The organism is Pseudomonas sp. Eth.TT006 (genome assembly GCF_054456575.1).
Map to the genome: position 1 here is coordinate 25,651 of NZ_JBTJEN010000003.1, position 23,947 is coordinate 49,597.

The 23,947-nt window shown below is 59.5% G+C and carries 24 protein-coding genes; 16 read left to right on the top strand and 8 right to left on the bottom strand.

Annotated elements, in window-relative coordinates; genetic code table 11:
• The first annotated feature begins 80 nt into the window (after positions 1-80).
• On the top strand, positions 81-1,190 hold the full coding sequence (gene rimI, locus ACXR0M_RS06125) for a ribosomal protein S18-alanine N-acetyltransferase (RefSeq protein ID WP_458830865.1): 1,110 nt from the start codon (positions 81-83) through the stop codon (positions 1,188-1,190).
• A gap of 135 nt (positions 1,191-1,325) precedes the next feature.
• Here the strand turns inward: rimI and ACXR0M_RS06130 are convergent, their stop codons facing one another.
• Positions 1,326-2,471: a PQQ-dependent sugar dehydrogenase gene (locus ACXR0M_RS06130; RefSeq protein WP_458830867.1), complete on the bottom strand. Its 1,146-nt coding sequence runs from the start codon at positions 2,469-2,471 to the stop codon at positions 1,326-1,328.
• A gap of 51 nt (positions 2,472-2,522) precedes the next feature.
• Positions 2,523-2,861: a hypothetical protein gene (locus ACXR0M_RS06135; protein WP_458830869.1), complete on the bottom strand. Its 339-nt coding sequence runs from the start codon at positions 2,859-2,861 to the stop codon at positions 2,523-2,525.
• A gap of 187 nt (positions 2,862-3,048) precedes the next feature.
• Between ACXR0M_RS06135 and ku the strand changes: the two genes are divergently transcribed.
• On the top strand, positions 3,049-3,903 hold the full coding sequence (gene ku, locus ACXR0M_RS06140; protein ID WP_458830871.1) for a non-homologous end joining protein Ku: 855 nt from the start codon (positions 3,049-3,051) through the stop codon (positions 3,901-3,903).
• A 136-nt stretch (positions 3,904-4,039) separates the two neighbouring features.
• Here ku and lpxO read toward each other — a convergent pair whose 3' ends face one another.
• A complete protein-coding gene (lpxO, locus tag ACXR0M_RS06145; protein ID WP_458830873.1) occupies positions 4,040-4,939 on the bottom strand; it encodes a lipid A hydroxylase LpxO in 900 nt (299 codons plus the stop codon).
• A gap of 387 nt (positions 4,940-5,326) precedes the next feature.
• Between lpxO and ACXR0M_RS06150 the strand changes: the two genes are divergently transcribed.
• The gene (locus ACXR0M_RS06150; RefSeq protein ID WP_458830875.1) at positions 5,327-6,913 is read left to right on the top strand and encodes an ABC-F family ATPase; all 1,587 of its coding nucleotides are present in this window, start codon (positions 5,327-5,329) and stop codon (positions 6,911-6,913) included.
• Positions 6,914-7,194: 281 nt separating this feature from the next.
• Positions 7,195-8,382, top strand: a complete 1,188-nt coding sequence (locus tag ACXR0M_RS06155) for an MFS transporter (protein WP_458830877.1) — start codon at positions 7,195-7,197, stop codon at positions 8,380-8,382.
• 115 nt (positions 8,383-8,497) lie between these two features.
• Here ACXR0M_RS06155 and ACXR0M_RS06160 read toward each other — a convergent pair whose 3' ends face one another.
• The gene (locus ACXR0M_RS06160) at positions 8,498-9,535 is read right to left on the bottom strand and encodes an alpha/beta hydrolase family protein (RefSeq protein WP_458830879.1); all 1,038 of its coding nucleotides are present in this window, start codon (positions 9,533-9,535) and stop codon (positions 8,498-8,500) included.
• Positions 9,536-9,774: 239 nt separating this feature from the next.
• On the bottom strand, positions 9,775-10,386 hold the full coding sequence (locus ACXR0M_RS06165) for an FMN-dependent NADH-azoreductase (protein WP_458830881.1): 612 nt from the start codon (positions 10,384-10,386) through the stop codon (positions 9,775-9,777).
• Between the two features lie 125 nt (positions 10,387-10,511).
• Here ACXR0M_RS06165 and ACXR0M_RS06170 point away from each other — a divergent pair, with 125 nt between their 5' ends.
• Together ACXR0M_RS06170 and ACXR0M_RS06175 are read left to right on the top strand one after the other, a co-directional pair.
• Positions 10,512-11,420 carry a LysR substrate-binding domain-containing protein gene (locus tag ACXR0M_RS06170; RefSeq protein WP_458830883.1) on the top strand — a complete coding sequence of 303 codons (909 nt, stop codon included), beginning with the start codon at positions 10,512-10,514 and terminating at the stop codon, positions 11,418-11,420.
• On the top strand, positions 11,417-11,776 hold the full coding sequence (locus ACXR0M_RS06175; protein WP_458830885.1) for an MmcQ/YjbR family DNA-binding protein: 360 nt from the start codon (positions 11,417-11,419) through the stop codon (positions 11,774-11,776). Before ACXR0M_RS06170 ends, ACXR0M_RS06175 begins: the two co-directional genes overlap by 4 nt.
• Before the next feature lie 110 nt (positions 11,777-11,886).
• Here ACXR0M_RS06175 and ACXR0M_RS06180 read toward each other — a convergent pair whose 3' ends face one another.
• Together ACXR0M_RS06180 and ACXR0M_RS06185 are read right to left on the bottom strand one after the other, a co-directional pair.
• Positions 11,887-12,315: a DUF1294 domain-containing protein gene (locus ACXR0M_RS06180; protein WP_458830887.1), complete on the bottom strand. Its 429-nt coding sequence runs from the start codon at positions 12,313-12,315 to the stop codon at positions 11,887-11,889.
• Positions 12,312-13,142: an undecaprenyl-diphosphate phosphatase gene (locus tag ACXR0M_RS06185; protein WP_458830889.1), complete on the bottom strand. Its 831-nt coding sequence runs from the start codon at positions 13,140-13,142 to the stop codon at positions 12,312-12,314. The genes ACXR0M_RS06180 and ACXR0M_RS06185 overlap by 4 nt, the downstream gene beginning before the upstream one ends.
• A gap of 307 nt (positions 13,143-13,449) precedes the next feature.
• On the opposite strand from ACXR0M_RS06185, the gene ACXR0M_RS06190 reads away from it, so the two are divergent.
• The 9 genes from ACXR0M_RS06190 (at position 13,450) to ACXR0M_RS06230 (ending at position 21,684) form a co-directional block, all read left to right on the top strand.
• The gene (locus tag ACXR0M_RS06190) at positions 13,450-15,084 is read left to right on the top strand and encodes a methyl-accepting chemotaxis protein (RefSeq protein ID WP_458830890.1); all 1,635 of its coding nucleotides are present in this window, start codon (positions 13,450-13,452) and stop codon (positions 15,082-15,084) included.
• 195 nt (positions 15,085-15,279) lie between these two features.
• Positions 15,280-15,843 carry a nicotinamide riboside transporter PnuC gene (gene pnuC / locus ACXR0M_RS06195; RefSeq protein WP_458830892.1) on the top strand — a complete coding sequence of 188 codons (564 nt, stop codon included), beginning with the start codon at positions 15,280-15,282 and terminating at the stop codon, positions 15,841-15,843.
• Entirely contained in the window at positions 15,840-16,364 is a 525-nt protein-coding gene (locus ACXR0M_RS06200; protein WP_458830894.1) for an AAA family ATPase, read from the top strand. The genes pnuC and ACXR0M_RS06200 overlap by 4 nt, the downstream gene beginning before the upstream one ends.
• 336 nt (positions 16,365-16,700) lie before the next feature.
• Entirely contained in the window at positions 16,701-17,150 is a 450-nt protein-coding gene (locus ACXR0M_RS06205; RefSeq protein ID WP_458830896.1) for a hypothetical protein, read from the top strand.
• A gap of 1 nt (position 17,151) precedes the next feature.
• A complete protein-coding gene (locus ACXR0M_RS06210; protein WP_458830898.1) occupies positions 17,152-17,724 on the top strand; it encodes an adhesin in 573 nt (190 codons plus the stop codon).
• A 71-nt stretch (positions 17,725-17,795) separates the two neighbouring features.
• Positions 17,796-18,782 (top strand): heme utilization protein, encoded by a 987-nt coding sequence (locus ACXR0M_RS06215; protein ID WP_458830900.1) that lies wholly within the window; start codon positions 17,796-17,798, stop codon positions 18,780-18,782.
• Positions 18,783-18,844: 62 nt separating this feature from the next.
• On the top strand, positions 18,845-19,525 hold the full coding sequence (locus ACXR0M_RS06220; RefSeq protein WP_458830902.1) for a C39 family peptidase: 681 nt from the start codon (positions 18,845-18,847) through the stop codon (positions 19,523-19,525).
• A gap of 44 nt (positions 19,526-19,569) precedes the next feature.
• The gene (locus ACXR0M_RS06225) at positions 19,570-20,316 is read left to right on the top strand and encodes a hypothetical protein (RefSeq protein WP_458830904.1); all 747 of its coding nucleotides are present in this window, start codon (positions 19,570-19,572) and stop codon (positions 20,314-20,316) included.
• A 45-nt stretch (positions 20,317-20,361) separates the two neighbouring features.
• Entirely contained in the window at positions 20,362-21,684 is a 1,323-nt protein-coding gene (locus tag ACXR0M_RS06230; RefSeq protein WP_458830906.1) for a hypothetical protein, read from the top strand.
• An 84-nt stretch (positions 21,685-21,768) separates the two neighbouring features.
• Here ACXR0M_RS06230 and ACXR0M_RS06235 read toward each other — a convergent pair whose 3' ends face one another.
• Positions 21,769-23,094: a sigma-54 dependent transcriptional regulator gene (locus ACXR0M_RS06235; protein ID WP_458830908.1), complete on the bottom strand. Its 1,326-nt coding sequence runs from the start codon at positions 23,092-23,094 to the stop codon at positions 21,769-21,771.
• Positions 23,095-23,438: 344 nt separating this feature from the next.
• Here ACXR0M_RS06235 and ACXR0M_RS06240 point away from each other — a divergent pair, with 344 nt between their 5' ends.
• Positions 23,439-23,705, top strand: coding sequence for a hypothetical protein (locus ACXR0M_RS06240; RefSeq protein WP_458830910.1), 267 nt, complete (start codon positions 23,439-23,441; stop codon positions 23,703-23,705).
• Positions 23,706-23,947: the final 242 nt, after the last annotated feature.

Consider the following 23,947-nt stretch of genomic DNA (forward strand, 5'->3'; position numbering starts at 1 on the left):
GTTGGAGAACAAGACCATTTCTATTAAGCACGAAGTTTTTCGAAAGTCCCGTTTCGTTACGCAACTTTTACGGTGGTCATATGCATGCTGTTTTTCGTTTGGCGGTAGTTGATGACTTGCCAGCGCTGCTGGCCCTGGAAATGCAATGTTTCACCACTGACCGGCTGACCAGCCGCAGCTTTCAATGGATGATCACCCGCGCCCATGCGCAGTTGCTGGTGGCCGAACAGGAAGGTCAGTTGCTCGGCTACGCGCTGGTGCTGTTTCACCGCGGCACCTCGCTGGCGCGCCTGTACTCCATCGCTATCGCCAGTGAGGCGCGGGGCATCGGTTTGGGCAAACAGTTGCTGCAACGCATCGAAGCCTGCGCGGTGGAGCACGATTGCGCGTACCTGCGCCTGGAAGTACGCACTGACAACCCCGGCGCGATTGCTCTGTACGAGCGCAACGGCTATCGGCGCTTCGCCTTGATTCACGATTACTACGAAGACCATGCCGACGCATTGCGCCTGGAAAAGCGCATCGTGCAGCACCGCGACTCGCGCAGCATCAAGGTGCCTTATTACCCACAAACCACCGAATTCACCTGCGGCCCGGCGTGCTTGCTGATGGCCATGGGCGCGCTGCAATCTGAACGTTTGCTTGAGCGACGAGAGGAATTGCAGCTCTGGCGTGAAGCGACCACGGTATTCATGACCTCCGGCCATGGCGGCTGCAGCCCGCAAGGGTTGGCGCTGGCCGCATGGCGCCGGGGTTTCCGTGTGCGTTTGCAACTGAGCATGGCCGGGCCGTTGTTTCTCGAGGGCGTGCGCGATGCGCATAAAAAAGACGTCATGCGCCTGGTGCATGAAGAGTTCACCGCGCAAATGCAGGAAACCGACATCAAGCGGCAGATCGGCACACATCTGGATCTGCCACGGCTGTTGCGGGATGGCGGCCAGCCGCTGGTGCTGATCAGCAGCTATCGCCTGACCCGCTCCAAGTCACCGCACTGGGTGGTGGTCACGGATTGCGACGAGGATTTTGTTTACCTGCATGATCCCGATGTCGATCACAGCCAACATCGTCAGCCTATGGATTGTCAGCATGTGCCAGTCAGCCATGGGGAGTTTGAAAAGATGAGCCGGTTTGGGCGCGGGAAATTAAGGGCGGCGGTGGTTTTGTATGCCCGAAATGAAATCTCCGGGTGAACCCTTGTAGTGAGGGGATTTAGCGAAACATCGCACCGTCCCGTTGGCGCGCGAAGCGGGCCTTCTTTGATCTTTTAAGGGCCTGCTACGCAGGCCATCGGGGATAAATCCCCTCGCTACGGGAGTCTTGGTGAGTTATTTCAGGCCGACCTTGTACAACGCCCCATCGTCCTCATCCGTCAGCACATACAGATACCCATCCGGCCCTTGGCGCACATCCCGAATCCGCTGTTTCAGATCGCCCAGCAGACGCTCCTCATGAACCACCTTGTCGCCGTCAAACTGCAAGCGAATCAGTTCTTGACTGCTCAGCGCACCAATGAACAGGTTCTGCTGCCACGGTTTGAAGCGATCGGCGTCATAGAACGCCATGCCGGAAACGCCCGGTGATTTCTCCCAGACATGGTGTGGGTCTACCGCGCCTTCGACGCTCTTGCCCTTGGCTTCCGGAATCGGTTGTCCCGAATAGTTGATGCCGTGGGTCGCCAGCGGCCAACCATAGTTTTTACCGCGCTCGATGATGTTCACCTCATCGCCGCCACGGGGTCCGTGCTCGTTCTCCCAGACGGTACCGTTCCACGGATTGAGCGCCGCGCCTTGCGGGTTGCGATGGCCGTAGGACCAGATTTCCGGACGCACACCGGACTGGTCCACAAACGGATTGTCATCCGGTACCTTGCCGTCGGGGAAGATTCGTACGACCTTGCCTTGCAGTTTGTCCAGATCCTGCGCCGTTGGCCGGTCGTTGTTTTCGCCCAAGGTAATGAACAGGTAGCCGTCGCGGTCGAACACCAGGCGCGAGCCGAAGTGGTTGCCGGTCGAGAGCTTCGGCTCCTGACGGAAGATCACTTTGAAATCCTTCAATGTCCGCAAATCGTCCGAAAGCCGCCCGCGCCCCACTGCGGTCCCGGCCTTGTCCCCGGCGCCTCCGCCCTCGGCAAAAGACAGATAAACCAATCGATCCTGCTGGAAATCCGGCGACAGCACCACGTCGAGCAACCCGCCCTGCCCCTTGGCCCAAACGGTCGGCACGCCACTGATCGGCTCCGATCGTTTGCCATCGGCACCTATCACCCGCAGGTTGCCCGGACGTTCGGTCACCAGCATGCCCTGGCGGTCCGGCAGAAACGCCAGCGCCCAAGGATGTTCGAGGCCTTCGGTTATCCGCGTGACTTCAAGGGTGCCCTGCTCGCTTTGCAGCTCTTTGGGGGCGGCGGCGAATGCGGGAGCGCTGATCAGCGCGCTGGCGCACAACGTGGCCAGGAGGGTTTTACGCAACATGCACGATTCCTTTTGTCATTTGAAAGGCTGACAGGCGCTCAGGCCCGCCGTTCAACGGTTGCTGCCTGAGTCTCGTGGCGGTGGATTGGGAATGAATTTTGGCGGCGTACTCGGCACCGAACGCTGCGGCTGACCATTGCCGATGCCGCCGTTGCCGACCGTGGGTGAAACCGGCACAGGGACAGTATTCGGCCCGCGAATCACCGGAGCGCTGGGCTGCGTGCCCTGCATGCTGTTGGGATTGGCGCGGCGGATCGGACTGTTATAGGGATTGTTATTGGTGCCGTTGGGACTTTGTGCCAGCAGCAGAGCTGACGACCCCGCGACCTCGGCATGCGCCAGACCGCTACCAAGGAGCAGAACAATGATGGCTAACGGAATTCGCTTCATGGGCGGCCTCTCGGTGCACAGGGGTTAGAGCCTTCGAGTCCACGCTACGCCGCTGGTTCGGATTTGTTAACCCGGTGCCGTTAAACAACATGTAACACGGCTTGACCGGCCCCGTTGAGAGCGCGCAATCACGGGAAACTTTCGCCCCGCGCCACTGGTCACCTGATCATCACTTGGAGAACTGACCATGGCTCGGGCAATCTGGAAAGGCGCGATCAGCTTCGGACTGGTACACATTCCTGTCGCGCTGGTATCGGCAACGTCTTCGCACGGCGTCGACTTTGACTGGCTCGACAGCCGCAGCATGGACCCGGTGGGCTATAAACGAATCAACAAGACCACCGGCAAGGAGGTCACCAAAGAGCACATCGTCAAAGGCGTGGCCTACGAAAAGGGCCGCTATGTGGTGCTCAGCGAAGAGGAAATCCGCTCCGCGCACCCGGTTTCGACCCAGACCATCGACATTTTTTCCTTCGTCGATGCCGAGCAGATCCCCCTGCAAAACATCGACACCCCCTACTACCTCGCCCCGGACAAGCGCGGCGGCAAGGTCTATGCCTTGCTGCGCGAAACATTGAGCAAAACCAACAAGGTCGCCCTCGCCCGCGTCGTCCTGCACACTCGGCAATACCTGGCGGCGCTGATGCCGCTGGAGTCAGCGTTGGTGCTGGTGAAACTGCGCTGGCCGCAGGAAGTTCGCGGACTGGATGAGCTGGAACTGGGCAGCGAAGTGACCAAACCGCAACTGGCCAAGGGTGAACTGGACATGGCCAAGCGTCTGGTGCAGGACATGAGCGGCGACTGGAGCCCCGATGACTACAAGGACGAATTTGAAGACAAGATCATGGCGCTGGTCGAGAAAAAGGCTCACGAAGGCAAGATCGAGGATGTCGAGACTGTGGGTGGCGAGGAGGAACGCAAGTCTGCGGACGTAATCGACTTGACCGAACTGCTCAAGCGCAGTCTGGGCGGCAAAGCGCCGGCCAAGCCAAAGGCAAAAGCCGGTTCGGCGAAGAAACCGAAGAAAGCGTCAGGGGGCTGACAGGTTGCCTGTGCGAGAGTCTTTACACTCTCCCTGTAGGAGCTGCGGCACGCTGCGATCTTTTGCCTTTGACGTTAAAGACACAATCAAAAGATCGCAGCGTGCCGCAGCTCCTACAGGGGCCGCAGCTCTGCCATCAGATCAGAATGAAGATCGCCAGCAAGCCACCAAAGATCGCCCACTTTTCCAGATAGTACCGGGTGCGATTGCGCTTCTTCAGCTCTTTGCCACGCAGGCGTACCTTGTAGATTCTGGTGAACAGGCGGTTGATCCCGCCAGTGCGGTCGCCCGCATCGTTCGGCGCCCCTGCCGCTGACATCACAGTGCGGCTGAACCAGGCATTGAATGCCGCCGCCCAACGATATTTCATCGGCCGTTCGATATCGCAAAACAGGATGATGCGGTTCTTGTCGGTGGTGTTTTCGGCGTAGTGGATGTAAGTCTCGTCAAACATCACAGCTTCACCGTCGCGCCAGTGGTAGCTCTCACCGTCGACATTAATATAGCAACCGGCATCGTTGGGCGTGTCCAGCCCCAGGTGGTAGCGGTAGGAACCGGCATACGGATCGCGGTGACGCACCAGTTTCGAACCCGGCGGCAGCTCGGCGAACATCGCAGCCTTGATCGAACCGATGCTCTGCACCAGTTCAGTGGTGCGCGGGCACAGCTTCATCGCCGATGGATGACTCTCGCCGTACCACTTGAGGTAGAAACGTTTCCAGCCACTTTTGAAGAACGAGTTGAAGCCAACGTCATCATACTGATTCGAGCGCTTGATCTCACCGGCACGCAGCAGATCCTGGCCTTCCTGACGGATTTCTTCCCAATGCGCCTGCAACGGGCTCAAGTCGGGGAACTCCGCAGGATCGAGATAAGGCTTGTTCGGTTTCTTCGAAAACAGATAGAGAAAGCAGTTGATCGGGGCCAGAAACGTCGAGTGATCACTCAGCTGACGGCCCAGTTTGTGCCGCACACGGCCACGCAGGTGAACGTATGCAATGGAAATGACATAAATAGCAGCAATGATGAGTTTCACGTAAATCGTCACACGTCAAAAGTGAACAAACTGCGCGCCCGCCAGCCGGGGCCGGGGTCTGATGCAGTGGCATGAATACAGATACTGTCCCGGTGGCCCTTCCTTGAGTCCATGCCGTTGGCGGCTATTGGGTAATCGGATGGCATTTTAGCCACAGTTTGTAACCAATAGTGAACCTGAAGTGTGAAAAACTGTCCGCTGAATCTGCCAAACGGCGGATCCGGCGTGATCGCCCTATCGTTTAAAGAGCCAGACCAGTACAATCGCCGCCAAACTTTACGCGCCCCCCTTGGTTGATGACGGGATGACCCGCTTCAGCGCACTTCGACTCGGGCCAAGCGCTCCAGCCGCACCCTCGCTACTCAGAATGCTTCGCAGGAAAAACTCTTGATTTCTACAGCTAACATCACGATGCAGTTCGGCGCCAAGCCGCTCTTCGAAAACGTCTCGGTCAAATTTGGCGCGGGCAACCGCTACGGCCTGATCGGCGCCAACGGTTGCGGCAAGTCGACCTTCATGAAAATCCTCGGCGGCGACCTCGATCCGTCCGGCGGTCAGGTCATGCTCGAGCCGAACGTGCGTCTGGGTAAATTGCGCCAGGACCAGTTCGCCTACGAAGAATTCACCGTGATCGATACCGTGATCATGGGTCACGAAGAGCTGTGGAAGGTCAAGGCTGAACGCGACCGCATCTACTCGCTGACGGAAATGAGCGAAGAAGACGGCATGGCCGTGGCCGAGCTGGAAACCGAGTTCGCCGAGATGGACGGTTACACCGCCGAATCCCGCGCCGGCGAGCTGCTGCTGGGCCTGGGTATTCCGCTGGAACAGCATTTCGGCCCGATGAGCGAAGTGTCGCCAGGCTGGAAACTGCGCGTATTGCTGGCACAGGCGCTGTTTTCCGATCCGGAAGTGCTGTTGCTCGACGAACCGACCAACCACCTGGACATCAACACCATTCGCTGGCTGGAAAACATCCTGACCCAGCGTAACAGCCTGATGATCATCATCTCTCACGACCGTCACTTCCTGAACAGCGTGTGCACGCACATGGCTGACCTGGACTACGGCGAGCTGCGTCTGTTCCCGGGCAACTACGACGAGTACATGACCGTGGCGACCCAGTCCCGCGAGCAACTGCTGTCGGACAACGCCAAGAAGAAAGCACAGATTTCCGAACTGCAATCGTTCGTCAGCCGCTTCTCGGCCAACGCCTCGAAAGCCAAGCAGGCCACCTCCCGTGCCAAGGCGATCGACAAGATCCAGCTGGCCGAGGTCAAGCCTTCCAGCCGCGTGAGCCCGTTCATTCGTTTCGAGCAGAACAAAAAGCTGCACCGTCAGGCGGTCATGGTCGAAAAAATGGCCAAGGGTTTCGACGGCAAACCATTGTTCAAGGACTTCAGCTTCCAGGTTGAAGCTGGCGAGCGCGTGGCGATCATCGGCCCGAACGGTATCGGCAAAACCACCCTGCTGCGCACCCTGGTCAACGAGCTGACTCCGGATGCCGGTAGCGTCAAGTGGACCGACGCCGCGGAACTGGGCTACTACGCTCAGGACCACGCGCACGACTTCGAAGACGACGTCACCCTGTTCGACTGGATGGGTCAGTGGACTCAGGGCGAGCAGATGATTCGCGGCACTCTGGGCCGCATGCTGTTCTCCAACGACGAGATCCTCAAGTCGGTCAAAGTGATTTCCGGTGGTGAGCAAGGTCGCATGCTGTTCGGCAAGCTGATCCTGCAAAAGCCGAACGTGCTGATCATGGACGAACCGACCAACCACCTGGACATGGAATCGATCGAGGCGCTGAACCTGGCGCTGGAAAACTACCCGGGCACGCTGATCTTCGTCAGCCACGACCGTGAGTTCGTATCGTCCCTGGCCACGCGCATCATCGAGCTGAGCGCGAATGGCGTGACCGACTTCAGCGGCACTTACGATGACTACCTGCGCAGTCAGGGTGTGGTGATCTAAGGGCAGCTGCGAGTTTTTAGCGGTCAGCTGCAAGATGAAAAGCCCTGTCCCTGTGACGGGGCTTTTTGCATTTCAATGGAAAGTGATTTTCTGTTGCGAAGTCCTTCGCGAGCAAGCCCGCTCCCACAGAGGATTGCATTCCAAATGTGGGAGCGAGCTTGCTCGCGAAGAGGCCATCAGCAACAACACCAACAACCAAGAAAATAGTTAGCCTGCTTCCTTTTATCCCGACACCAAGCCATGATGCCAACTCTCCCGCCGCCGCCCGCGAACGAGTGCTCATGTCTGCGCAACAACAGTCCCCGCAAAGCTCTCTCTCGATCACCCTGCAGATCGTCTCCATCGTGTTCTACACCTTCGTCGCCTTCCTCTGCATCGGCCTGCCGATTGCGGTGCTGCCCGGTTACGTCCACGAACAGCTGGGATTCAGTGCGGTCATTGCCGGGCTGGTGATCGGCTCGCAGTACCTGGCCACCCTGCTCAGCCGGCCAATGGCCGGGCGCATGTCGGACACCCTTGGCACCAAACGCGCGATTGTTTATGGGCTATCGGGGATTATGCTGAGCGGCTTGCTGACGTTGATCTCGACGCTGCTGCAGGACTTTGCGCTGCCGAGCCTGATGATTCTGATCGTCGGGCGGCTGTTGCTTGGCGTTGCGCAGGGGCTGATCGGGGTCGGCACGATCAGTTGGTGCATGGGCCAGGTTGGCGTCGAGCACACGGCCAGGTCGATCGGCTGGAACGGCATTGCCTCCTACGGCGCGATTGCGATTGGCGCGCCGCTGGGCGTGGTGATGGTCGCCGATTACGGCTTTGCCAGTCTCGGCATCGCCCTGTCGGTACTGGCGGCGGGCGCCCTGCTGCTGATCCGCAACAAACCTTCGGTACCGGTGGTGCGCGGTGAGCGGCTGCCTTTTTGGGCGGTGTTCGGGCGCATTGCACCGTTTGGCGCCAGTTTGAGTCTGGCGTCGATCGGTTACGGCACGCTGACCACCTTTATCACCCTGTATTACCTCAACCGCGGCTGGAGCGGCGCCGCCTATTGCCTGACGGTGTTTGGTGCGTGCTTTATCGTGTCGCGCCTGCTGTTCATTTCGGCGATCAGTCGCTTTGGCGGGTTCAATTCGGCAATCGCCTGCATGAGCATCGAAACCGTCGGGCTGGTGCTATTGTGGTTGGCGCCGTCCACCGCGTTTGCGTTGCTCGGTGCCGGGCTGGCGGGGTTCGGCTTGTCGCTGGTGTACCCGGCGCTGGGGGTCGAGGCAATCAAGCAGGTGCCCAGTTCCAGCCGCGGTTCAGGGCTGGGGGCGTACGCGGTGTTTTTCGATCTGGCGCTGGCGCTTGCCGGGCCGCTGATGGGCGCGGTGGCGTTGAATCTGGGGTATGCGTGGATTTTCTTCAGTGCGGCGCTGTTGTCGGTGATCGGGTTGGGGTTGACCTTGCTGCTCAAGCGCCGGGCGATCAGTTGAAAAGTACACAATCCCTGTAGGAGTGAGCCTGCTCGCGATAGCGGTGGTTCAGCCGACAACGATGTTGACCGAAACACCGCTATCGCGAGCAGGCTCACTCCTACAAAAAGCGCAATCACTGATCCGCAGTCTGCATCCCCGCCCGGCTCGGCTTGCCCAGCGTGCGCGAGAAGAACTGCCCCGCTTCGGAGATCATCGTGCGGTGGATGTCTTCGCGATCCACGCCGTCAGCGTCAGTACACAGCGCCGGCATGGCGCGAATCTGCTCATCGTTACAAGGTGCCATAAATACAAAGTGCCCGGCCCCGGCGAGCAGTTTGAAGTCCGGCGCGGTCGGCAGTTTGCGTGCGAGCGCGGCGGCGTTCTTGTCGAACGCCACCAGTTTGTCGCCGTCACCGCTGTACAGCAGCACCGGCACATGCACGTCGGCGAGGGTATGACGACCGAACTTCAGGCTCAGCGGCGCCATCAGCAGCAGCGCATGCACACGCGGATCCGCCACCGGCTGTAAATCATCGCGATCGACGATCAGTTCGCCCTGGGTATTGCAGGCATCGCGGTCGTCCGGACGTTCCTGGCAGTAACGGCGCAGGCGATCCAGATCCGGCTGCGCGCCCGAGAGAATCAACGCGGTCTCTCCGCCGGCCGAGTAACCGATCACCCCGACTTGATCGGCGTTGACGAACGGCGACAGCATCGAGTCGCCGAGGGTCGCGGTAATCGCTTCGGAAATCTGGATCGGCCGCCCATAAAGATTACTCAAGGTGCCGAGTCGGCTGTGATCCTTGGAGTTATCGCCAGGATGAATCACCGCCACCACCACAAAACCCTTGCGCGCCAGCGAGGTGGCGAGGTCATGCAGAGCGATGGGCGTGCCGGTGTTGCCGTGGGACAGCATCAGCATCGGAAAGCGGCCGATGGCGATCTTGGTGTCCTCGCCGGCCTCGACCGTGTAGCCCTCGAGCAGGCTGGTGTGCTCGCGGTCGCTGGAGGGATAGAAGGCGATGGCGCGCATCGGTTGCAGATCCAGCGGATCGAGAAAGGTCATCTCGTGGTAACCGACACTCCACACAGGGTGTCGTCCGGGCGCGGCATGCACTGAACCGAGGCTGCCGAGCAGGCAAATCAGTAACGTTGCACAAAGACGCATCATCGGATGGCCCACCCTGTGTTACTCAATCGAAAGATCCTTTGTGTTCCGACACGCCCGCAACCGCAAAGGTTCGGTGATCCGGCGCGACTTGGCACTCAGACGTTGATCGTTTGACTGCATAACCCGGGCCAGATTATGCAACAGCCTGAAACAAAAAACTCCGCGTCTGGCCCTTGCGGATTCAGAGTACAGAGTTTTTTGTGCTGCTACCTGAACGGTAGCTGGTTTTTACGCAATGCTTACGCGGCGGCGAACAGTTGCTCGCTGATCTGCGCCTGAGCAGCGCTCATCGCGTTGTTGCGCACTTCTTCGCCATACGCCAGACCTTCGGCACGGACGATTTCGATGTCGGTGATGCCGAGGAAGCCCAGTACCAGCTTCAGATATTCTTCGTGAGCGATACCGCTGGCCTGACCGGCGTGGATGCCGCCAGAGGTGGAAACGATCACCACTTTCTTGCCACCGCACAGGCCTTCAGGGCCGGCTTCGGTGTAACGGAAGGTCTGGCCGGCAACGGCGACGCGGTCGATCCAGGCCTTGAGCTGGGTCGGTACGGTGAAGTTGTACATTGGTGCGGCGATCACGATGGCATCGGCAGCGATGAACTCGGCCAGGGTCGAAGCGCTCAGCTCGGCTTCGTGCTGTTGCGCGGCGTCGCGCAGTTCGGCGCTGGTGCCGGCAGCCACCAGGGTGTTCGACGAGAAGTGGCTGATGGCGTCGGCCGCCAGGTCGCGGTAGGTCACTACAGCGGATGGCTCGGCGGCTTGCCAGGCTTTGACGACCTGGCTGCTCAACTGACGGGAGGCCGAGTTGTCGCCCAGAATGCTCGAATCGATGTGCAGCAGTTTCATGTGGGATCTCCTGAAAGAATCGCCGGCGGCGACGGAATGGAGACAATCCTACGGAAGAAACCAATAGCTGATTAGCCAGCGACAATGCGATAGTTCGTCCCACTGATAGAACGGTGGACATTTTGATGCAGGACCTCAACGATCTCTACTACTTCGCCAAGGTGGTCGAAGCCGGTGGCTTCGCGGCAGCCGGGCGTTTGCTGGGCATTCCCAAGTCACGGCTGTCGCGACGGATTGCCGAACTCGAAGAACGTCTCGGCGCACGCCTGCTGCAACGCACCACTCGCCAGTTGAACCTGACCGCCGTCGGCGAACGTTACCTACGCCATTGCCAGGCGATGCTGCTGGAAGCGGAGATGGCCGATGAGGCCGTCGCCAGCATGTCCAGCGAGCCCAAAGGACGCCTGCGTGTGTCGTGCCCGACCGGGCTGGCCCGAGAGATGCTGCCGTGGGTAATCAGCGATTTCCTCGACAAATTTCCTCAGGTGCAACTGGAGGTGGTGTTGCTCAACCGCCGCGTGGATCTGGTCGGCGAAGGTTTCGACGTGGCGCTGCGGGTGCGTGAGCTGGGCGATGAAGATCCGTTGCTGGTCACCCGCCGTCTGCGTCAGGCCCAAATGGTTGTGGTGGCCAGCCCTTCCTTTATTGAGGGCAAGACGATCCGCCATCCGCAGGACCTGAAAACCCTCCCGGTGCTCGGTGCACTGGAAGCCGACCGCATGGTGCACGTGCGCTTGCTCGATCAGCAAGGCAACAGTGTCGAGCTGAACATGGAAGCGCGGCTGGGCATCGACGATTTCATCGTGCGCAAAGCCTGCGTGCTGGCCGGCCAGGGCTTCACCCTGCTGCCAATGATGAACTGCGAAGCCGACCTCAAAAGCGGTGCGCTGGTGCAATTGCTGCCGGAATGGTCGTTACCTGGCGGCTGGTTGCAGGCGGTGTATCCGCATCGGCGCGGGGTGATGCCGGCGGTGCGGGCGTGGATCGACCATTTGGTCGAGTCGTTCAATGCGTGTGGGGAGCGTCTGCTATGACCAGGGGCAAGATGAACGAAGCCGATGTCGCCACCTTCTGCCTGGCCCTGCCGGGCGCGCGGGAAGATTACAAATGGGGTGGCGTGCGGGTGTTTTCGATTGCCGGCAACAAGATGTTCGCCTTGCAGGGGCTGCGCGGCGACTCACTGGCATTCAAGGTCGACAAGGATCTGTTTCTCGGCCATTGCGACCGCCCGGGCATCTTCCCGGCGCCGTATCTGGCACGAGCGCAGTGGATCATCATGCACCCGCCCTACCCGCTGGCTGCCGAGGAGTTGCGCGGATTGCTGACGCGCTCGCATCAACTGGTGGTGAGCAAATTGCCAAAGAAAACCCGGATCGGATTACTGCTGTAACACACCCCCGGTAGGAGCTGCCGCAGGCTGCGATCTTTTGACTTTGATCTTTTAAAAGCAAGATCAAAAGATCGCAGCCTGCGGCAGCTCCTACAGGGATTGCGTGATACCTAGAACAGTGAAAGCAGATTCGAGCCGAGAAACAACTGGTCGATCCAGAACACCTGATGCAGCGCCACGATCACCCAGAACAGAATCTGGAACGACACCTTGCGCGTCTTGTGCCGGAACACCTGCTGAGCGATCAGCGCACCGGGCCAGCCGCCGGCCAGTTCCAGTGCGTGCAGGATGTTTTCCGGGGTGCGCCAGGCGTCGGCGCGGGCCTTGCGCTTGTCCGCCCAGTACATGAAGAACGTCAGCACGCTGACCACCCCATAGGCTGTCAGCGGCACCAGCGAGATCCCGCGCAGCCACATGGACAGCGCGCCGAACAACGGCAATGCGCAGACGATCAGCAGCACCGCCAGTTTCAGCTTCAGATGCTGAATGCCGCCAGCGGACGGCCGTCCGTTCGGGCGACGGGTGCGGGAATCACTCACGGCTTGGCAGCGGACCAGTCGACCCAGCCGAACTGCCAGGTCGCCAGAATCACCAGACCGAAAACAATCCGGTACCAGGCGAACGCCGCGTAGCTGTGGCTGGCGATGAACTTGAGCAGACCGCGCACGGCGATCATGGCGAAGATGAACGCGGTGACGAAGCCAATGGCGAACACCGGGAAGTCCGCCGGGACAAACAGGTGGCGATACTTGTAGCCCGAGTACACCGCCGCGCCGACCATGGTCGGCATGGCGAGGAAGAACGAGAACTCGGTCGCGGTCTTGCGCGACAGACCGAACAGCAGGCCGCCAATGATCGTCGAGCCAGAGCGCGAGGTGCCGGGAATCATCGCCAGGCACTGGGCGAAACCGACTTTCAGCGCGTCCTTCCAGGTGATCTCGTCCACGGTTTCGGCGTGCACTGCATGCTGGCGGCGCTCGGCCCACAACATGATCACGCCACCCACCACCAGCGCCGTCGCCACCGTAATCGGATTAAACAGATATTGGTGAATCAGGTCGGCAAAGATCACCCCCAACACCACCGCCGGCATAAAGGCGATCAGCAGATTGACGGTGAAGCGCCGCGCACTCGGCTGGGTCGGCAAGCCGATCACCACGTCGAGGATCTTGCGGCGAAATTCCCAGACCACCGCGAGGATCGCGCCGAGCTGGATAATGATGTTGAACGCCATGGCCCGTTCGCCGCCAAAGTCGAGCAAGTCGGCAACAATGATCTGGTGTCCGGTACTGGAAATGGGCAGAAACTCCGTCAGCCCTTCTACAACTCCAAGAATCAGTGCCTGCAAGGCGGTCCAAAGATCCATCAATCCCCCAGAGAGCGATGCACGCCGGCATGCTCCGATAATATTTTTCTTACGTTCACTGCGTTCCGCGTCGCGGTTGAATAGCTGTACCGATTCCGCGCGCACAGGATCCACACAAAACGGTAAAAATTCCGTGAAATGGCCACCTGGATTCATGTTTTCGTGCGCGGGGCCGAAATTCTGACAGACAAGCCTTGTTAACGCCACGGCGTTATACGACTTGGGTCGCGTATGCCCGACCACCCAAACGTGGTTGGATGCTGGCGTTGATTTATTACAAGAAAAAGAAAATCGGAGTAACAGCGTTATGAACAGCTTGCGCAGTGTGTCGATCAGCCGACGCTTGTGGCTCATCCTGATTGTGGCCGTGGTCATGTTGTTGACCTTGGGCGTGTTGATGCTCAAGCAGATTCATGATGACCTGTACCACGCCAAGGCGCAGAAAACCCAGCATGTGGTGCAGACCGCCAGCGGCCTGCTGACCTACTATCACGACCTGGAAGCCGCCGGCACCCTCACCCGCGATGCCGCGCAAAAACAGGCGCTGACCGCCATCCGTGGCCTGCGCTATGACCAGAGCGACTACTTCTGGATCAACGACCTCACGCCCGTGATGGTCATGCACCCGACCAACCCCAAGCTGGAAGGCCAGAATCTTTCGGCGATTCGCGACCCGGACGGTTTTGCGGTGTTCAACGAAATGGTCGCGATCGCCAAAAGCAAGGGCGCGGGCATGGTCAATTACCGCTGGCCCAAGCCCGGCGCCAGCGAGCCAGTGGCGAAAACCTCCTACGTCAAACTGTTCGAACCGTGGGGCTGGGTGCTCGGCTCCGGTGTCTACATCGATGACGTGCAGAGCGAATTCCGTGGCCAGATGAACAAGGCATCGGTGATCGGTCTGGTGATTGCCGTAATCATGGCCCTGCTGGTAATCCTGATCGCCCGCAGCATCGTCCGGCCGTTGCAGGAAACCGTGAACGCCATGGCCAACATCGCCAGCGGCGAAAGCGACCTGACCCGTAGCCTCGACACCCATGGCCAGGACGAAGTCACGCAACTGGCCCATCACTTCAACGCGTTTACCGCCAAGCTGCGCCGGGTCATCGGTGACTTGCAGGTGTCCGCCAGTGCGCTGGGCCAGTCATCCAGCGAACTGGGCAACGATGCCACCCAGGCCCAGCAACGCAGCCAGCAGCAATCGCAGCAGATGGAACTGGTGGCGACCGCGATCAACGAAGTCACTTACGGCGTGCAGGACGTGGCGAAAAATGCCGAGCACGCCGCTGCGGAAATGCGCGATGCCGAAGCGCAGGCGCAACAGGGCCAGGTCAACATCGATGGCAGCCTGCAACAGATCGACAAACTCTCCGGGACTATCGATCAAGCGGTAGAAGTGATTCGCACGCTGGCGGCGGAAAGCACACAGATCGGCAGCGTGCTGGAGGTGATCCGCTCGATTGCCGAGCAGACCAACCTGCTGGCGCTCAACGCGGCGATCGAAGCCGCGCGCGCTGGCGAACAGGGTCGCGGTTTTGCCGTGGTGGCGGATGAGGTTCGTCTGTTGGCGCAACGCACGCAGAAGTCGACGGCGGAAATCCAGGCGATGATCGAACGTCTGCAGAATCACTCCGAAGCGGCGGTCAAGGTCATCGGCGACAGCAGCAAGGCATCGCAACTGACCATCGAACAGGCCGGCCTCGCCGGTGCCAGCCTCAACGCCATCGGCCAGGCGCTGCGCAATCTCAACGGCCTGAACGCCTCGATTGCCAGCGCCACGCTACAACAGGCGCACGTGGTCGAGGACATCAATCAGAACGTGACCCAGGCCGCGGGGCTGTCGCACAGCACGGCGCTGGCGGCGGAGCAGTCGAGTGTGGCGAGCGTGAAGCTGGGGCAATTGAGTGAGCAGTTGAACGGGCTGCTGCGCCAGTTCCGCGTCTGACAACAATTCACTTGTGGGAGCGGGCTTGCTCGCGAAAGCGTTGTATCAGCAAAATCAATATCGCCTGACACGACGCATTCGCGAGCAAGCCCGCTCCCACAGGGTTTCCCGCTATCTCGCCAGAATGCATCACCGGCTCACTCCTGCAGGTTTTTGGGTACAATCCGCACCCTCCTCATTCCCCAAGGAACCCCCATGTCCGGGCTCGAACTGTTTGCGGCCGCCCTCGGCGTGATCGCCGTCTGGCTGACGGTCAAACAGAATCCGTGGTGCTGGCCGATCGGTCTGGTCATGGTGTTGCTCTACAGCTGGATCTTCTACGACGTGAAGCTGTACTCGGACATGTTGTTGCAAGTGATCTACGCCGCGCTGCAAGTCTACGGCTGGTGGCAATGGACCCGCGCCGGGACGATGCATGACGGCCGCGACGTCACCCGTCTTGATCAACGCTCGGTCCTGCTCGGCCTCAGCGTGGGCGCCCTCGGCAGTCTGCTGCTGGGCGCGGCCATGGCGCACTGGACCGACGCCGCGCAGCCATGGCTGGATGCCGCGCTCACCGCGTTCAGCCTGGTCGCGCAATGGTGGATGGCGCAGAAACGCCTGCAATGCTGGGCGCTGTGGTTTGTACTGGATGTGATTTTCGTCGGCCTGTTTCTGTACAAGGGCCTGTATCTCACGGCCGCGCTGTATGCGCTGTTCACCCTGATTGCGCTGCAGGGCTGGCGTGAATGGCGTGCCGATCCGGCGTTGCAGCGATGAAGGTGGTAGTCCTCACCGGTCCGGAATCCACCGGCAAGAGCTGGCTGGCCGCTGGCCTTCAGGAACACTTCGGCGGCGTGCGCGTGGATGAATACGTGCGCTGGTTCATCGAACAGAATCCGCGCGATACCTGCCTGAATGACATCTCCGAGATCGCTCGCGGACAGTTGCAATGGGAGGATCAGGCGCGGGCGCAGCAACCCGAGCTGCTGATTCTCGACACCCACCTTTTGAGCAATATCCTCTGGAGCCAGACCCTGTTTGGCGCCTGCCCGGCCTGGCTTGAACCCGAACTGCTGGCGCGGCATTACGACCTGCATCTGCTGTTGTCGCCGGAACAGATCGACTGGACCGACGATGGCCAGCGCTGCCAACCGCAATTGAGTGAACGCATGACGTTCTTTAACGCCACCCGTGACTGGCTTGAACAGCATGGGCAAACGCTACAGATCATTCAGGGCAACTGGGATCAACGCCGCGCTCAGGCCTTTGCGGCCGTTGCCGCTTTGTTGGCTGATTGACCCCGTCAACTAGCCCTTTTCCCGGCCCAAGTGTCCATTCCTGAAACACCCTCCCCAGCGCAAAGCAGCGAGTTCAAAGGTCTTCATCGTTTTGTCCGAGCATCTGTTACGCCGGTGAAACAGTCGCCGGCAAACCCTTGTTCCAGAGCATTGCGCCGCCCTTGACCTGCCGGCGTGCCGCACGACTGTTTCAGCGCTGAAACAGCTTTTGTATCAGCGCTGCACGGTGCAACGCCAACCCCTTGAAATTCAACAACAACTCAAAAGCGGCACAGCTTTCGCTCTCTCCTTCCCAACGCTGACAAGAGCCAGCCCACTGAAGAAGGAATTGCCGCCGTGGGGAATTTCAATAAAGGCCTGACCTGCCTTCTGCTGATGGGATCAGCGGCCAGCACATTCATCAGTTTCAACGTTCAGGCCGAAGGCAATGGCGTGATCGTCCTCAACCGCGACGTCCAGCCGATTGCCATCGGACGCAGCGGCGGCAAAGACCCCTACCCAACCACAGTCAATGCCAACCCTTCTGCCCGAATCGATCAGGCAATGACCAGCACCGAACTCAACGATGGTGACTTCGCCAGTGTAGCCAGCGGTGCATCGATCCGCAGCAACATGATCACGCCGAACTCGGACATGCCTGGCATGAACGTCCTGACCAGTCCCAACGGCCTGCCTGGCATGAGTGCCGGACACGGTGGCGGCGGTGGCGGCACGATTTCCAACACGATCAATCGTTCGTTGGGCGCCGGTCTGGCCCCGCTGACCCGCATGGCTGGAGGGCAATGAGATGAATCGTTCCCTTCTGCTGCTGGCCCTGTTCGGTTGCGCCAGTGTCATGGCTGACCCGAGCTCCGTGAACAACGCCGACATTCAGGCCACCGGCATGCAATACCGCGGCAATTACAACGTCAACCAGGCCGCCGGCGACCAGATGCAACAGACCAACACCAAGGCAATCGCCATCGGCACCAACGCCAGCGCCACAACCATCGTCAGGCAACGGCTGGACACGCCGGCCGATCCGTCGATGAACGCCAGCGCCAACATCGGCGGCAGCTCTTTCAGTAATGGCAACGGGATCCTGGGCGTGAATCAGGGCGCCGGGGCCAACAACCAGATGGCCAACGTGACGCGCGTCAGCATCAGTGCTGCCCCGCAGAGCGTTGACGACAGCGCCCTGTCGCAACAGAACGTGGCGCTTTTACCGAGCTCAGGAGCAACTGGTACCTCAACCGGCAGTCGCCAGGTCACGACAAGTGATCAGGCCTTCACCGGCAGCCGCGGGGTAATCCAGGTGAACCAGAGTGCCGGGGTGGGGAACCGCATGGCTAACACCCTGAGCATCCGGGTCGCTGACTGACCCAAACAAGAAGCAGTGCAATTAGAAAGTACCAACACTTAACCAACTAATAAGCACGACGGAGAAACACCATGAAACCTACAATGGCTCTCAAACCACTGGTTTTCGCTCTTGCAGCAGTAATGGCAATGGCGGCTCAGGCAGGCGGCAATGATCATGGTAACGGGCATCACGGCGACCATGGACCGAAAGGCCCTACCCTCGAAGAGCTGCTGCAAATCGGCGCAGGTGCTGGTGCCGCAGTGCTCGACACGCAGAACAGCGATGGCAACCTGGTGGGCAATCAGGGCACCAAAAACGATGCCAACGTTAGTAACTCGGCCAACGGAACCAACGGCAACGTCGGCATGAACAACACCGCTGGCGACGGCAACCAGCAGGACAACGCGGCTGCACTGGCCACCGCCGACGAAAGCTTCATCTTCGGCTCGGCCGTATCGGTCTCCAGCGCCACCCAAGTCAATAACAATAACGCTGTGGCCAACTACTCCACCACCAACAACGCCAGCATGAGCAATGTCGGCAATGGTGGCTCGGGCAACATCGGCGTAAACAACAGCGCCGGCAACTTCAACCAACAGAAAAACAACCTGGCCATTGCTGTATCCGGTGGTCGTGTGGCTAACGCTGCAGCAGCTGCCAACCAAAGCTCCACTGGCCTGACTGTTGCCAACAACGGCACTCAGGTCTACAAAAAAGACACCCTCACCGGCACCTTCGCCGCCGGCGGCATATTCGGCGCAGTTGGCACAGCCACCATCAAAGATGACGATCACCACGGCGGTGGCGGTTATGGCGACAACGACCGCGGCCATGGCGGCGGCAGCAAAGATCAGAAAGCGACCTTTGAAGCCGTGGGTGCCTTCGGTCTGGCTGGCGTCACCACTCAACAAGTGCTGACCCCGGACGGCTGGAAAAACCCTGTGACCAACAACGCTAACATCTCCAACGTTGGCAACAGCTTCTCCGGTAACGCTGGCTACAACAACGCCGCCGGTGTGGGCAACCAACAAAGCAACTCGCTGTCCATCGCTGCAGGTTGCAAAGCCTGCATGTAACGCGATCGAAACGAAAGCCCCGGAAACGGGGCTTTTCCTCAGTCCGCCAAGGCGTATCGATCATGCGTAAGACTGCCTTTATCGCCCTGCTTTGCCTGTCCGGCCTGACCCAGGCTGCGCAGATGCCCGTTGCCGCCCTTCCCGGCGGCGTACTCGTCTACAAGAACGTGCAAAGCATCCGTGAGCGCAAGTTTGCCGACATCGTCGAACAGAAAACCGATTTCAGCTGCGGCGCGGCCGCACTGGCCACGGTCCTGCGCCAGGCCTATTGGCTCGACGTCGATGAGGAGCACATCATCAAAGGCATGCTGGTCAACGCTGACCAGAACCTTGTTCGTACTCAAGGGTTTTCCATGCTGGACATGAAGCGCTACGTAGAAAGCATCGGCATGCGCGCCAGGGGTTACAAGATTCCGCCGGAAAAACTCGATGATGTGACGATTCCGGTGGTGGTACTGATGGAAATTCGCGGCTACAAGCATTTCGTGGTGCTGCAGCGTTCGGACAAGGATTGGGTGTATATCGGAGACCCGGTTCTCGGCCACAAACGCTACAAACACGATGACTTTGTCAAAGGTTGGAACGGCATTGTCTTCGCCATCGTCGGCCCCGGTTATGACAAAACCAATGCATTGCGCAGCCCGCCGACACCGCTGACGGCGAAGAACAAGCTGGATAACTTCAACCCGGTCAGAGATGCTGAATTGATGGACTTCGGGTTCATACAGAGCGACTTCTTTTAATCGCCGATTATAAAGAATGGGGCTGGATGTCCCGGGAGCAGCAGATGAAAACCTCATACTGGCTGGCCGCCGCCTGCCTGGCAGCGAGCGCGTCAGGCTATGCCAATGCAGGGTTCAAACCTATAGAAATCAATGATCACGAGCTCTCCGAGCTGCGCGGTCGTTACGTGATGCCGGGGCGGATCATCAGCTTCGGCATTGTCATGAGCAGTACCTGGCGCAACGCCAGCGGTGACCTGATCGGCGCAGCGACGTCGATGCAAATCCAGGCCGCCACGGTCAAACCGGAATTCTATGTCTCGACCCTCAAGGAACAAGGCAATGGCAGCGCCCTCACCCAGGGCACTGGCAGCGTCGTGGGGGGCGCAGCACTCAACAGCAGCCAGGGCGTGACCCAGAGCGTGCGCGCCGCCGGTGACGGCAACACCGCCAGCAACAACGTGGCCATCAACGTCAAGGAGGCCAATACACCGCCGCCACTCGCGCCCGCGCAGGGTCAGGCGCTGATGGCCGGGCAAACCATTGGGGCCAGCAACGCCGCCGGCAATGTCGCCGTTTCGGCCACCAGCGGTGGTGTGCAGATGGCGATCCAGGCGTCGGGGAATCAGGGCACGGCACTGCAACAAGTCGCTCAGGGTGGCCTGCTGCAGAACACCCGTCTGCTGGGCAGCGCCAACGTGGTCAACAACATGACGCAACTCAATGTTGTGCTTAACAATAACGGCATCAGCCCCGGCGCACTGGACTGCAACCTGACTCAACTCAGGGCACTACGCAATATCGGATATTGAACTACGCTGAGTCTCGATCATTGGGCTTAAAGGGACGGCTTATTCATGTATCGATCAGTATCACTGCGTGCCGCTGTATGTTTGAGTACTCTTCTACCCGCGGCGATGCTGCAAGCAGCACCCGACGCAGATATGGAGGCCCTTAAACAGGAGCTTCTGGAGCTGAAGCAACGATACGAAGTACAACAGAAAGCCCTGGCGGTACTCGAACAACGGGTCCGCCAGGTCGAAGATCAACCGGCGGCGCCGCAACCCAAACGCTTGGCCAAGTCGCCGGCCGACATGAAAGGCAATCCGAAAGTCGCCACCAGCACCGGGGCTCCCGGAACTGGCGCGGCGGCAGCGTCGGGGGGCGCAGCCGGGGGCAGTGGTGCTTCGTATGGCCAGTCCTTGGCCGACGATTCGCAACCGGCGCAGAGTGTGTCCAACCTCTACGACGAGGCCAGCGGCTTCTTCGGCGGCGGCAAGTTCAGCTTCGAGACTGGCGTGACCTACTCGCGCTACGACACTCGGCAGCTGATCCTCAACGGCTTCCTGGCGCTGGACTCGATCTTTCTGGGCAACATCAACCTCGACCGGATCAAGGCCGACACCTGGACCCTGGACCTGACCGGGCGCTACAACTTCGACAACCGCTGGCAGTTCGACGTCAACGTGCCGGTGGTCTACCGCGAGTCGACCTACCAGTCCGGCGGCGGTAACGGCGGTGCGTCCAACGTCACCACGGAACAGGATGTTTCGCGTGATCCAACCATCGGCGACGTCAACTTCGGGATCGCCTACAAGTTCCTCGACGAATCGGTCAACACCCCGGACGCCGTGGTTACCCTGCGGGTCAAGGCGCCGACCGGCAAGGACCCGTTCGGCATCAAGCTTCGTCAGACCGACGCCAACTCCAACCTGTTCGTGCCTGACACCCTGCCGACCGGCAATGGCGTCTGGTCGATCACCCCCGGCCTCTCGCTGGTCAAGACGTTCGACCCGGCGGTGCTGTTCGGCAGTCTGTCTTACACCCACAACCTGGAAGAATCGTTCGACGACATCAGTTCGACCGTCAACCAGAAAACCCCGGGCAAGGTCAGCATTGGCGACAGCTTCCAGATCGGCGCCGGTATTGCGTTCGCGCTGAACGAGAAGATGAGTATGTCGTTCTCGATGTCGGATCTGGTGCAACGCCGCAGCAAACTCAAACCTGATGGCGGCGACTGGCAATCAGTGGTGTCCAGTGACGCCAACGCCGGTTACTTCAACATCGGCATGACCATTGCCGCCACCGACAACCTGACTATCGTGCCCAACCTGTCGATCGGCATGACCCCGGATGCTCCGGACTTCTCCTTCAGCCTGAAATTCCCGTACTACTTCTAACGCAAAGATCGCAGCCCGCAGCAGCTCCCACAGGAATCCCTCCTGTAGGAGCTGCCGCAGGCTGCGATCTTTTGATCTTTGGTCTTAACGAATCTGATGCTTATGCAGCAGCCGATAAAACGTCGGCCGCGACACGCCCAATACCTTCGCCGCAATACTCAAGTTGTCGCTATGCCGGTTCAACACATCACACAATGCCTGGCGTTCGGCGCGGGTCTTGTAGTCTTCGAGCGTGCCCATCGGTGTGTTGATCGAGTGCTGGCTGAGCAATCCCAGATCCCGCGCCTCAATTTGTCGCCCCTCGGCCAGCACCAACCCCCGCCGCACCCGATTGGCCAGCTCGCGCACGTTGCCCGGCCAGTCATGCTTGCCCATGGCAATCAGTGCATCCTCGCTGAAACTGCGCGGGCGACGACCGGTTTCGTGGCTGTAGAAGTGGGAAAAATGGTTGGCCAGCATCGACAGATCACCGTGGCGCTCGCGTAACGGCGCGGTCACCACTTGCAGCACGTTGAGCCGGTAATACAAATCTTCGCGAAAGCGCTTTTTCTCGATCGCCGCTTCCAGATCGACGTGAGTGGCCGCCAGCACCCGCACATCCACCGGAATCGGCTGGCTGCCGCCGACGCGCTCGATGTGCTTTTCCTGAAGAAAGCGCAGCAGATTGGCCTGCAGTTCCAGCGGCAGATCGCCGATCTCATCGAGAAACAGCGTGCCACCGTTAGCCGCCTCGATACGCCCGACCTTGCGCTGATGCGCACCGGTGAAAGCGCCTTTTTCATGGCCGAACAGTTCGGACTGGATCAAGTGTTCGGGAATCGCCCCGCAATTGATCGCGACAAACGGCTTGTTATGGCGTTGCGACTGACGATGCAGGGTGCGCGCGACCAGTTCTTTGCCGGTGCCGCTTTCGCCGCGAATCAGCACCGGGGACTCGGTCGGCGCCAGTTTGCTCAGCAACTTGCGCAGCTCGCGGATCGGCTTGCTGTCGCCGAGCAGTTCGTGCTCCGGCTGATCAATGTGAATCGTGCCCTGCCCGCGCAAGCGCGCCATGCCGAAGGCGCGCCCCAGCGTCACCTGGACCCGCGAGACATCGAACGGCAAGGTATGGAAATCGAAAAACCATTCACAGACGAAGTCGCCGACGTTCTGCAGACGCAGGACTTCCTGATTCAACACGGCGATCCACTCGGTGCCGCTGCGGCTGATCAATTCCTTGACCGCCTCGGGGCGTTCCAGGTGAAAAGGTTGCAGACGCAGCAGGCCGACATCGCAACTGCGATCGGCGGCATTTTCCAGATTACAGCTGTCAACATCCCAACCTACCGCTCGCAAACCGGGCAACAGCCGGTGACAGTCGTCGCACGGGTCGACCACCAGTAGACGTCGTAACGCAGGCGCTTCGATCATGACTGTTCCTTGGCGCCAAATTTAAGGAAATTATTGTAAAAACAGTCATTTGGCAGACCCGACTGTAACGTTAGCAAGAAATTGACAGGGCCTTGTATCGATTGCTTATAGGCGTACAAGCTAATGAGTTATAAGAAGCTGATTTATTAGTTAGCTATCGACTTGAAACTTTCATTCAGCTTTCAGCTTTTTTAAAAAATCGCCGGACACGAAATAAAGTTGAAATTTCTTTGTGCCGTGTGTGACCCGCCACGGGGTTGCGTGCATCAGTACAAGTAACCAGCCGAACGGTAAGCCCAACCGACGGCACATCACTTGATTGGGCACGACAGAGAGAAGACCCCATGACCGCCCCGCTCCGTATCAACGAAGCTCTTTTGATTGCCAACCGCGCATTTGAACCCTTTCAGTGCGTGGCCTGGGCACCACAAGACGGCAACGGCGAACTGAACCTGACCGTCATTGACCGCACCAACTCGCACATCGGCCGCAAGCAGATTCCAAGCAGCGCCTACTCCGATCCGGCACAACTCGAGCAGCTGCTGCAACAAGCTCGTGCCGAGCTCAGCGAGGAAGGTTACCTGCTGCAATCGTGGTCGATGCCAAACTGATCGGACGCTGTCGCGGATGACGTTAGTGTCATCCGCGTTGTTCCTCGTTAATTGCCCGCCAGTATTTATCTCGCGTACTTTTGTACAACTTCTTTTAAAGCGCCAGGCATCCCACTGCTTGTCTCGCTTTCGTTTGGTTCAAAAAGACACTGTTCTGGCACAGTGCGACCCTCCACCTGTTAGTTCTCACAGTTGTACTGCGGCGTATTCAAGGATTGAATGTTTCGCTCTGCAGTTACCCG

What these genes read in the sequence shown, in the direction of transcription:
- rimI (WP_458830865.1), top strand. Translation starts at nt 81, where the DNA reads ATGCATGCTGTTTTTCGTTTGGCGGTAGTTGATGACTTGCCAGCGCTG.
- ACXR0M_RS06130 (WP_458830867.1), bottom strand. Translation starts at nt 2,471, where the DNA reads ATGTTGCGTAAAACCCTCCTGGCCACGTTGTGCGCCAGCGCGCTGATC.
- ACXR0M_RS06135 (WP_458830869.1), bottom strand. Translation starts at nt 2,861, where the DNA reads ATGAAGCGAATTCCGTTAGCCATCATTGTTCTGCTCCTTGGTAGCGGT.
- ku (WP_458830871.1), top strand. Translation starts at nt 3,049, where the DNA reads ATGGCTCGGGCAATCTGGAAAGGCGCGATCAGCTTCGGACTGGTACAC.
- ACXR0M_RS06155 (WP_458830877.1), top strand. Translation starts at nt 7,195, where the DNA reads ATGTCTGCGCAACAACAGTCCCCGCAAAGCTCTCTCTCGATCACCCTG.
- ACXR0M_RS06160 (WP_458830879.1), bottom strand. Translation starts at nt 9,535, where the DNA reads ATGATGCGTCTTTGTGCAACGTTACTGATTTGCCTGCTCGGCAGCCTC.
- ACXR0M_RS06165 (WP_458830881.1), bottom strand. Translation starts at nt 10,386, where the DNA reads ATGAAACTGCTGCACATCGATTCGAGCATTCTGGGCGACAACTCGGCC.
- ACXR0M_RS06170 (WP_458830883.1), top strand. Translation starts at nt 10,512, where the DNA reads ATGCAGGACCTCAACGATCTCTACTACTTCGCCAAGGTGGTCGAAGCC.
- ACXR0M_RS06175 (WP_458830885.1), top strand. Translation starts at nt 11,417, where the DNA reads ATGACCAGGGGCAAGATGAACGAAGCCGATGTCGCCACCTTCTGCCTG.
- ACXR0M_RS06185 (WP_458830889.1), bottom strand. Translation starts at nt 13,142, where the DNA reads ATGGATCTTTGGACCGCCTTGCAGGCACTGATTCTTGGAGTTGTAGAA.
- ACXR0M_RS06190 (WP_458830890.1), top strand. Translation starts at nt 13,450, where the DNA reads ATGAACAGCTTGCGCAGTGTGTCGATCAGCCGACGCTTGTGGCTCATC.
- pnuC (WP_458830892.1), top strand. Translation starts at nt 15,280, where the DNA reads ATGTCCGGGCTCGAACTGTTTGCGGCCGCCCTCGGCGTGATCGCCGTC.
- ACXR0M_RS06200 (WP_458830894.1), top strand. Translation starts at nt 15,840, where the DNA reads ATGAAGGTGGTAGTCCTCACCGGTCCGGAATCCACCGGCAAGAGCTGG.
- ACXR0M_RS06210 (WP_458830898.1), top strand. Translation starts at nt 17,152, where the DNA reads ATGAATCGTTCCCTTCTGCTGCTGGCCCTGTTCGGTTGCGCCAGTGTC.
- ACXR0M_RS06215 (WP_458830900.1), top strand. Translation starts at nt 17,796, where the DNA reads ATGAAACCTACAATGGCTCTCAAACCACTGGTTTTCGCTCTTGCAGCA.
- ACXR0M_RS06220 (WP_458830902.1), top strand. Translation starts at nt 18,845, where the DNA reads ATGCGTAAGACTGCCTTTATCGCCCTGCTTTGCCTGTCCGGCCTGACC.
- ACXR0M_RS06225 (WP_458830904.1), top strand. Translation starts at nt 19,570, where the DNA reads ATGAAAACCTCATACTGGCTGGCCGCCGCCTGCCTGGCAGCGAGCGCG.
- ACXR0M_RS06230 (WP_458830906.1), top strand. Translation starts at nt 20,362, where the DNA reads ATGTATCGATCAGTATCACTGCGTGCCGCTGTATGTTTGAGTACTCTT.
- ACXR0M_RS06235 (WP_458830908.1), bottom strand. Translation starts at nt 23,094, where the DNA reads ATGATCGAAGCGCCTGCGTTACGACGTCTACTGGTGGTCGACCCGTGC.
- ACXR0M_RS06240 (WP_458830910.1), top strand. Translation starts at nt 23,439, where the DNA reads ATGACCGCCCCGCTCCGTATCAACGAAGCTCTTTTGATTGCCAACCGC.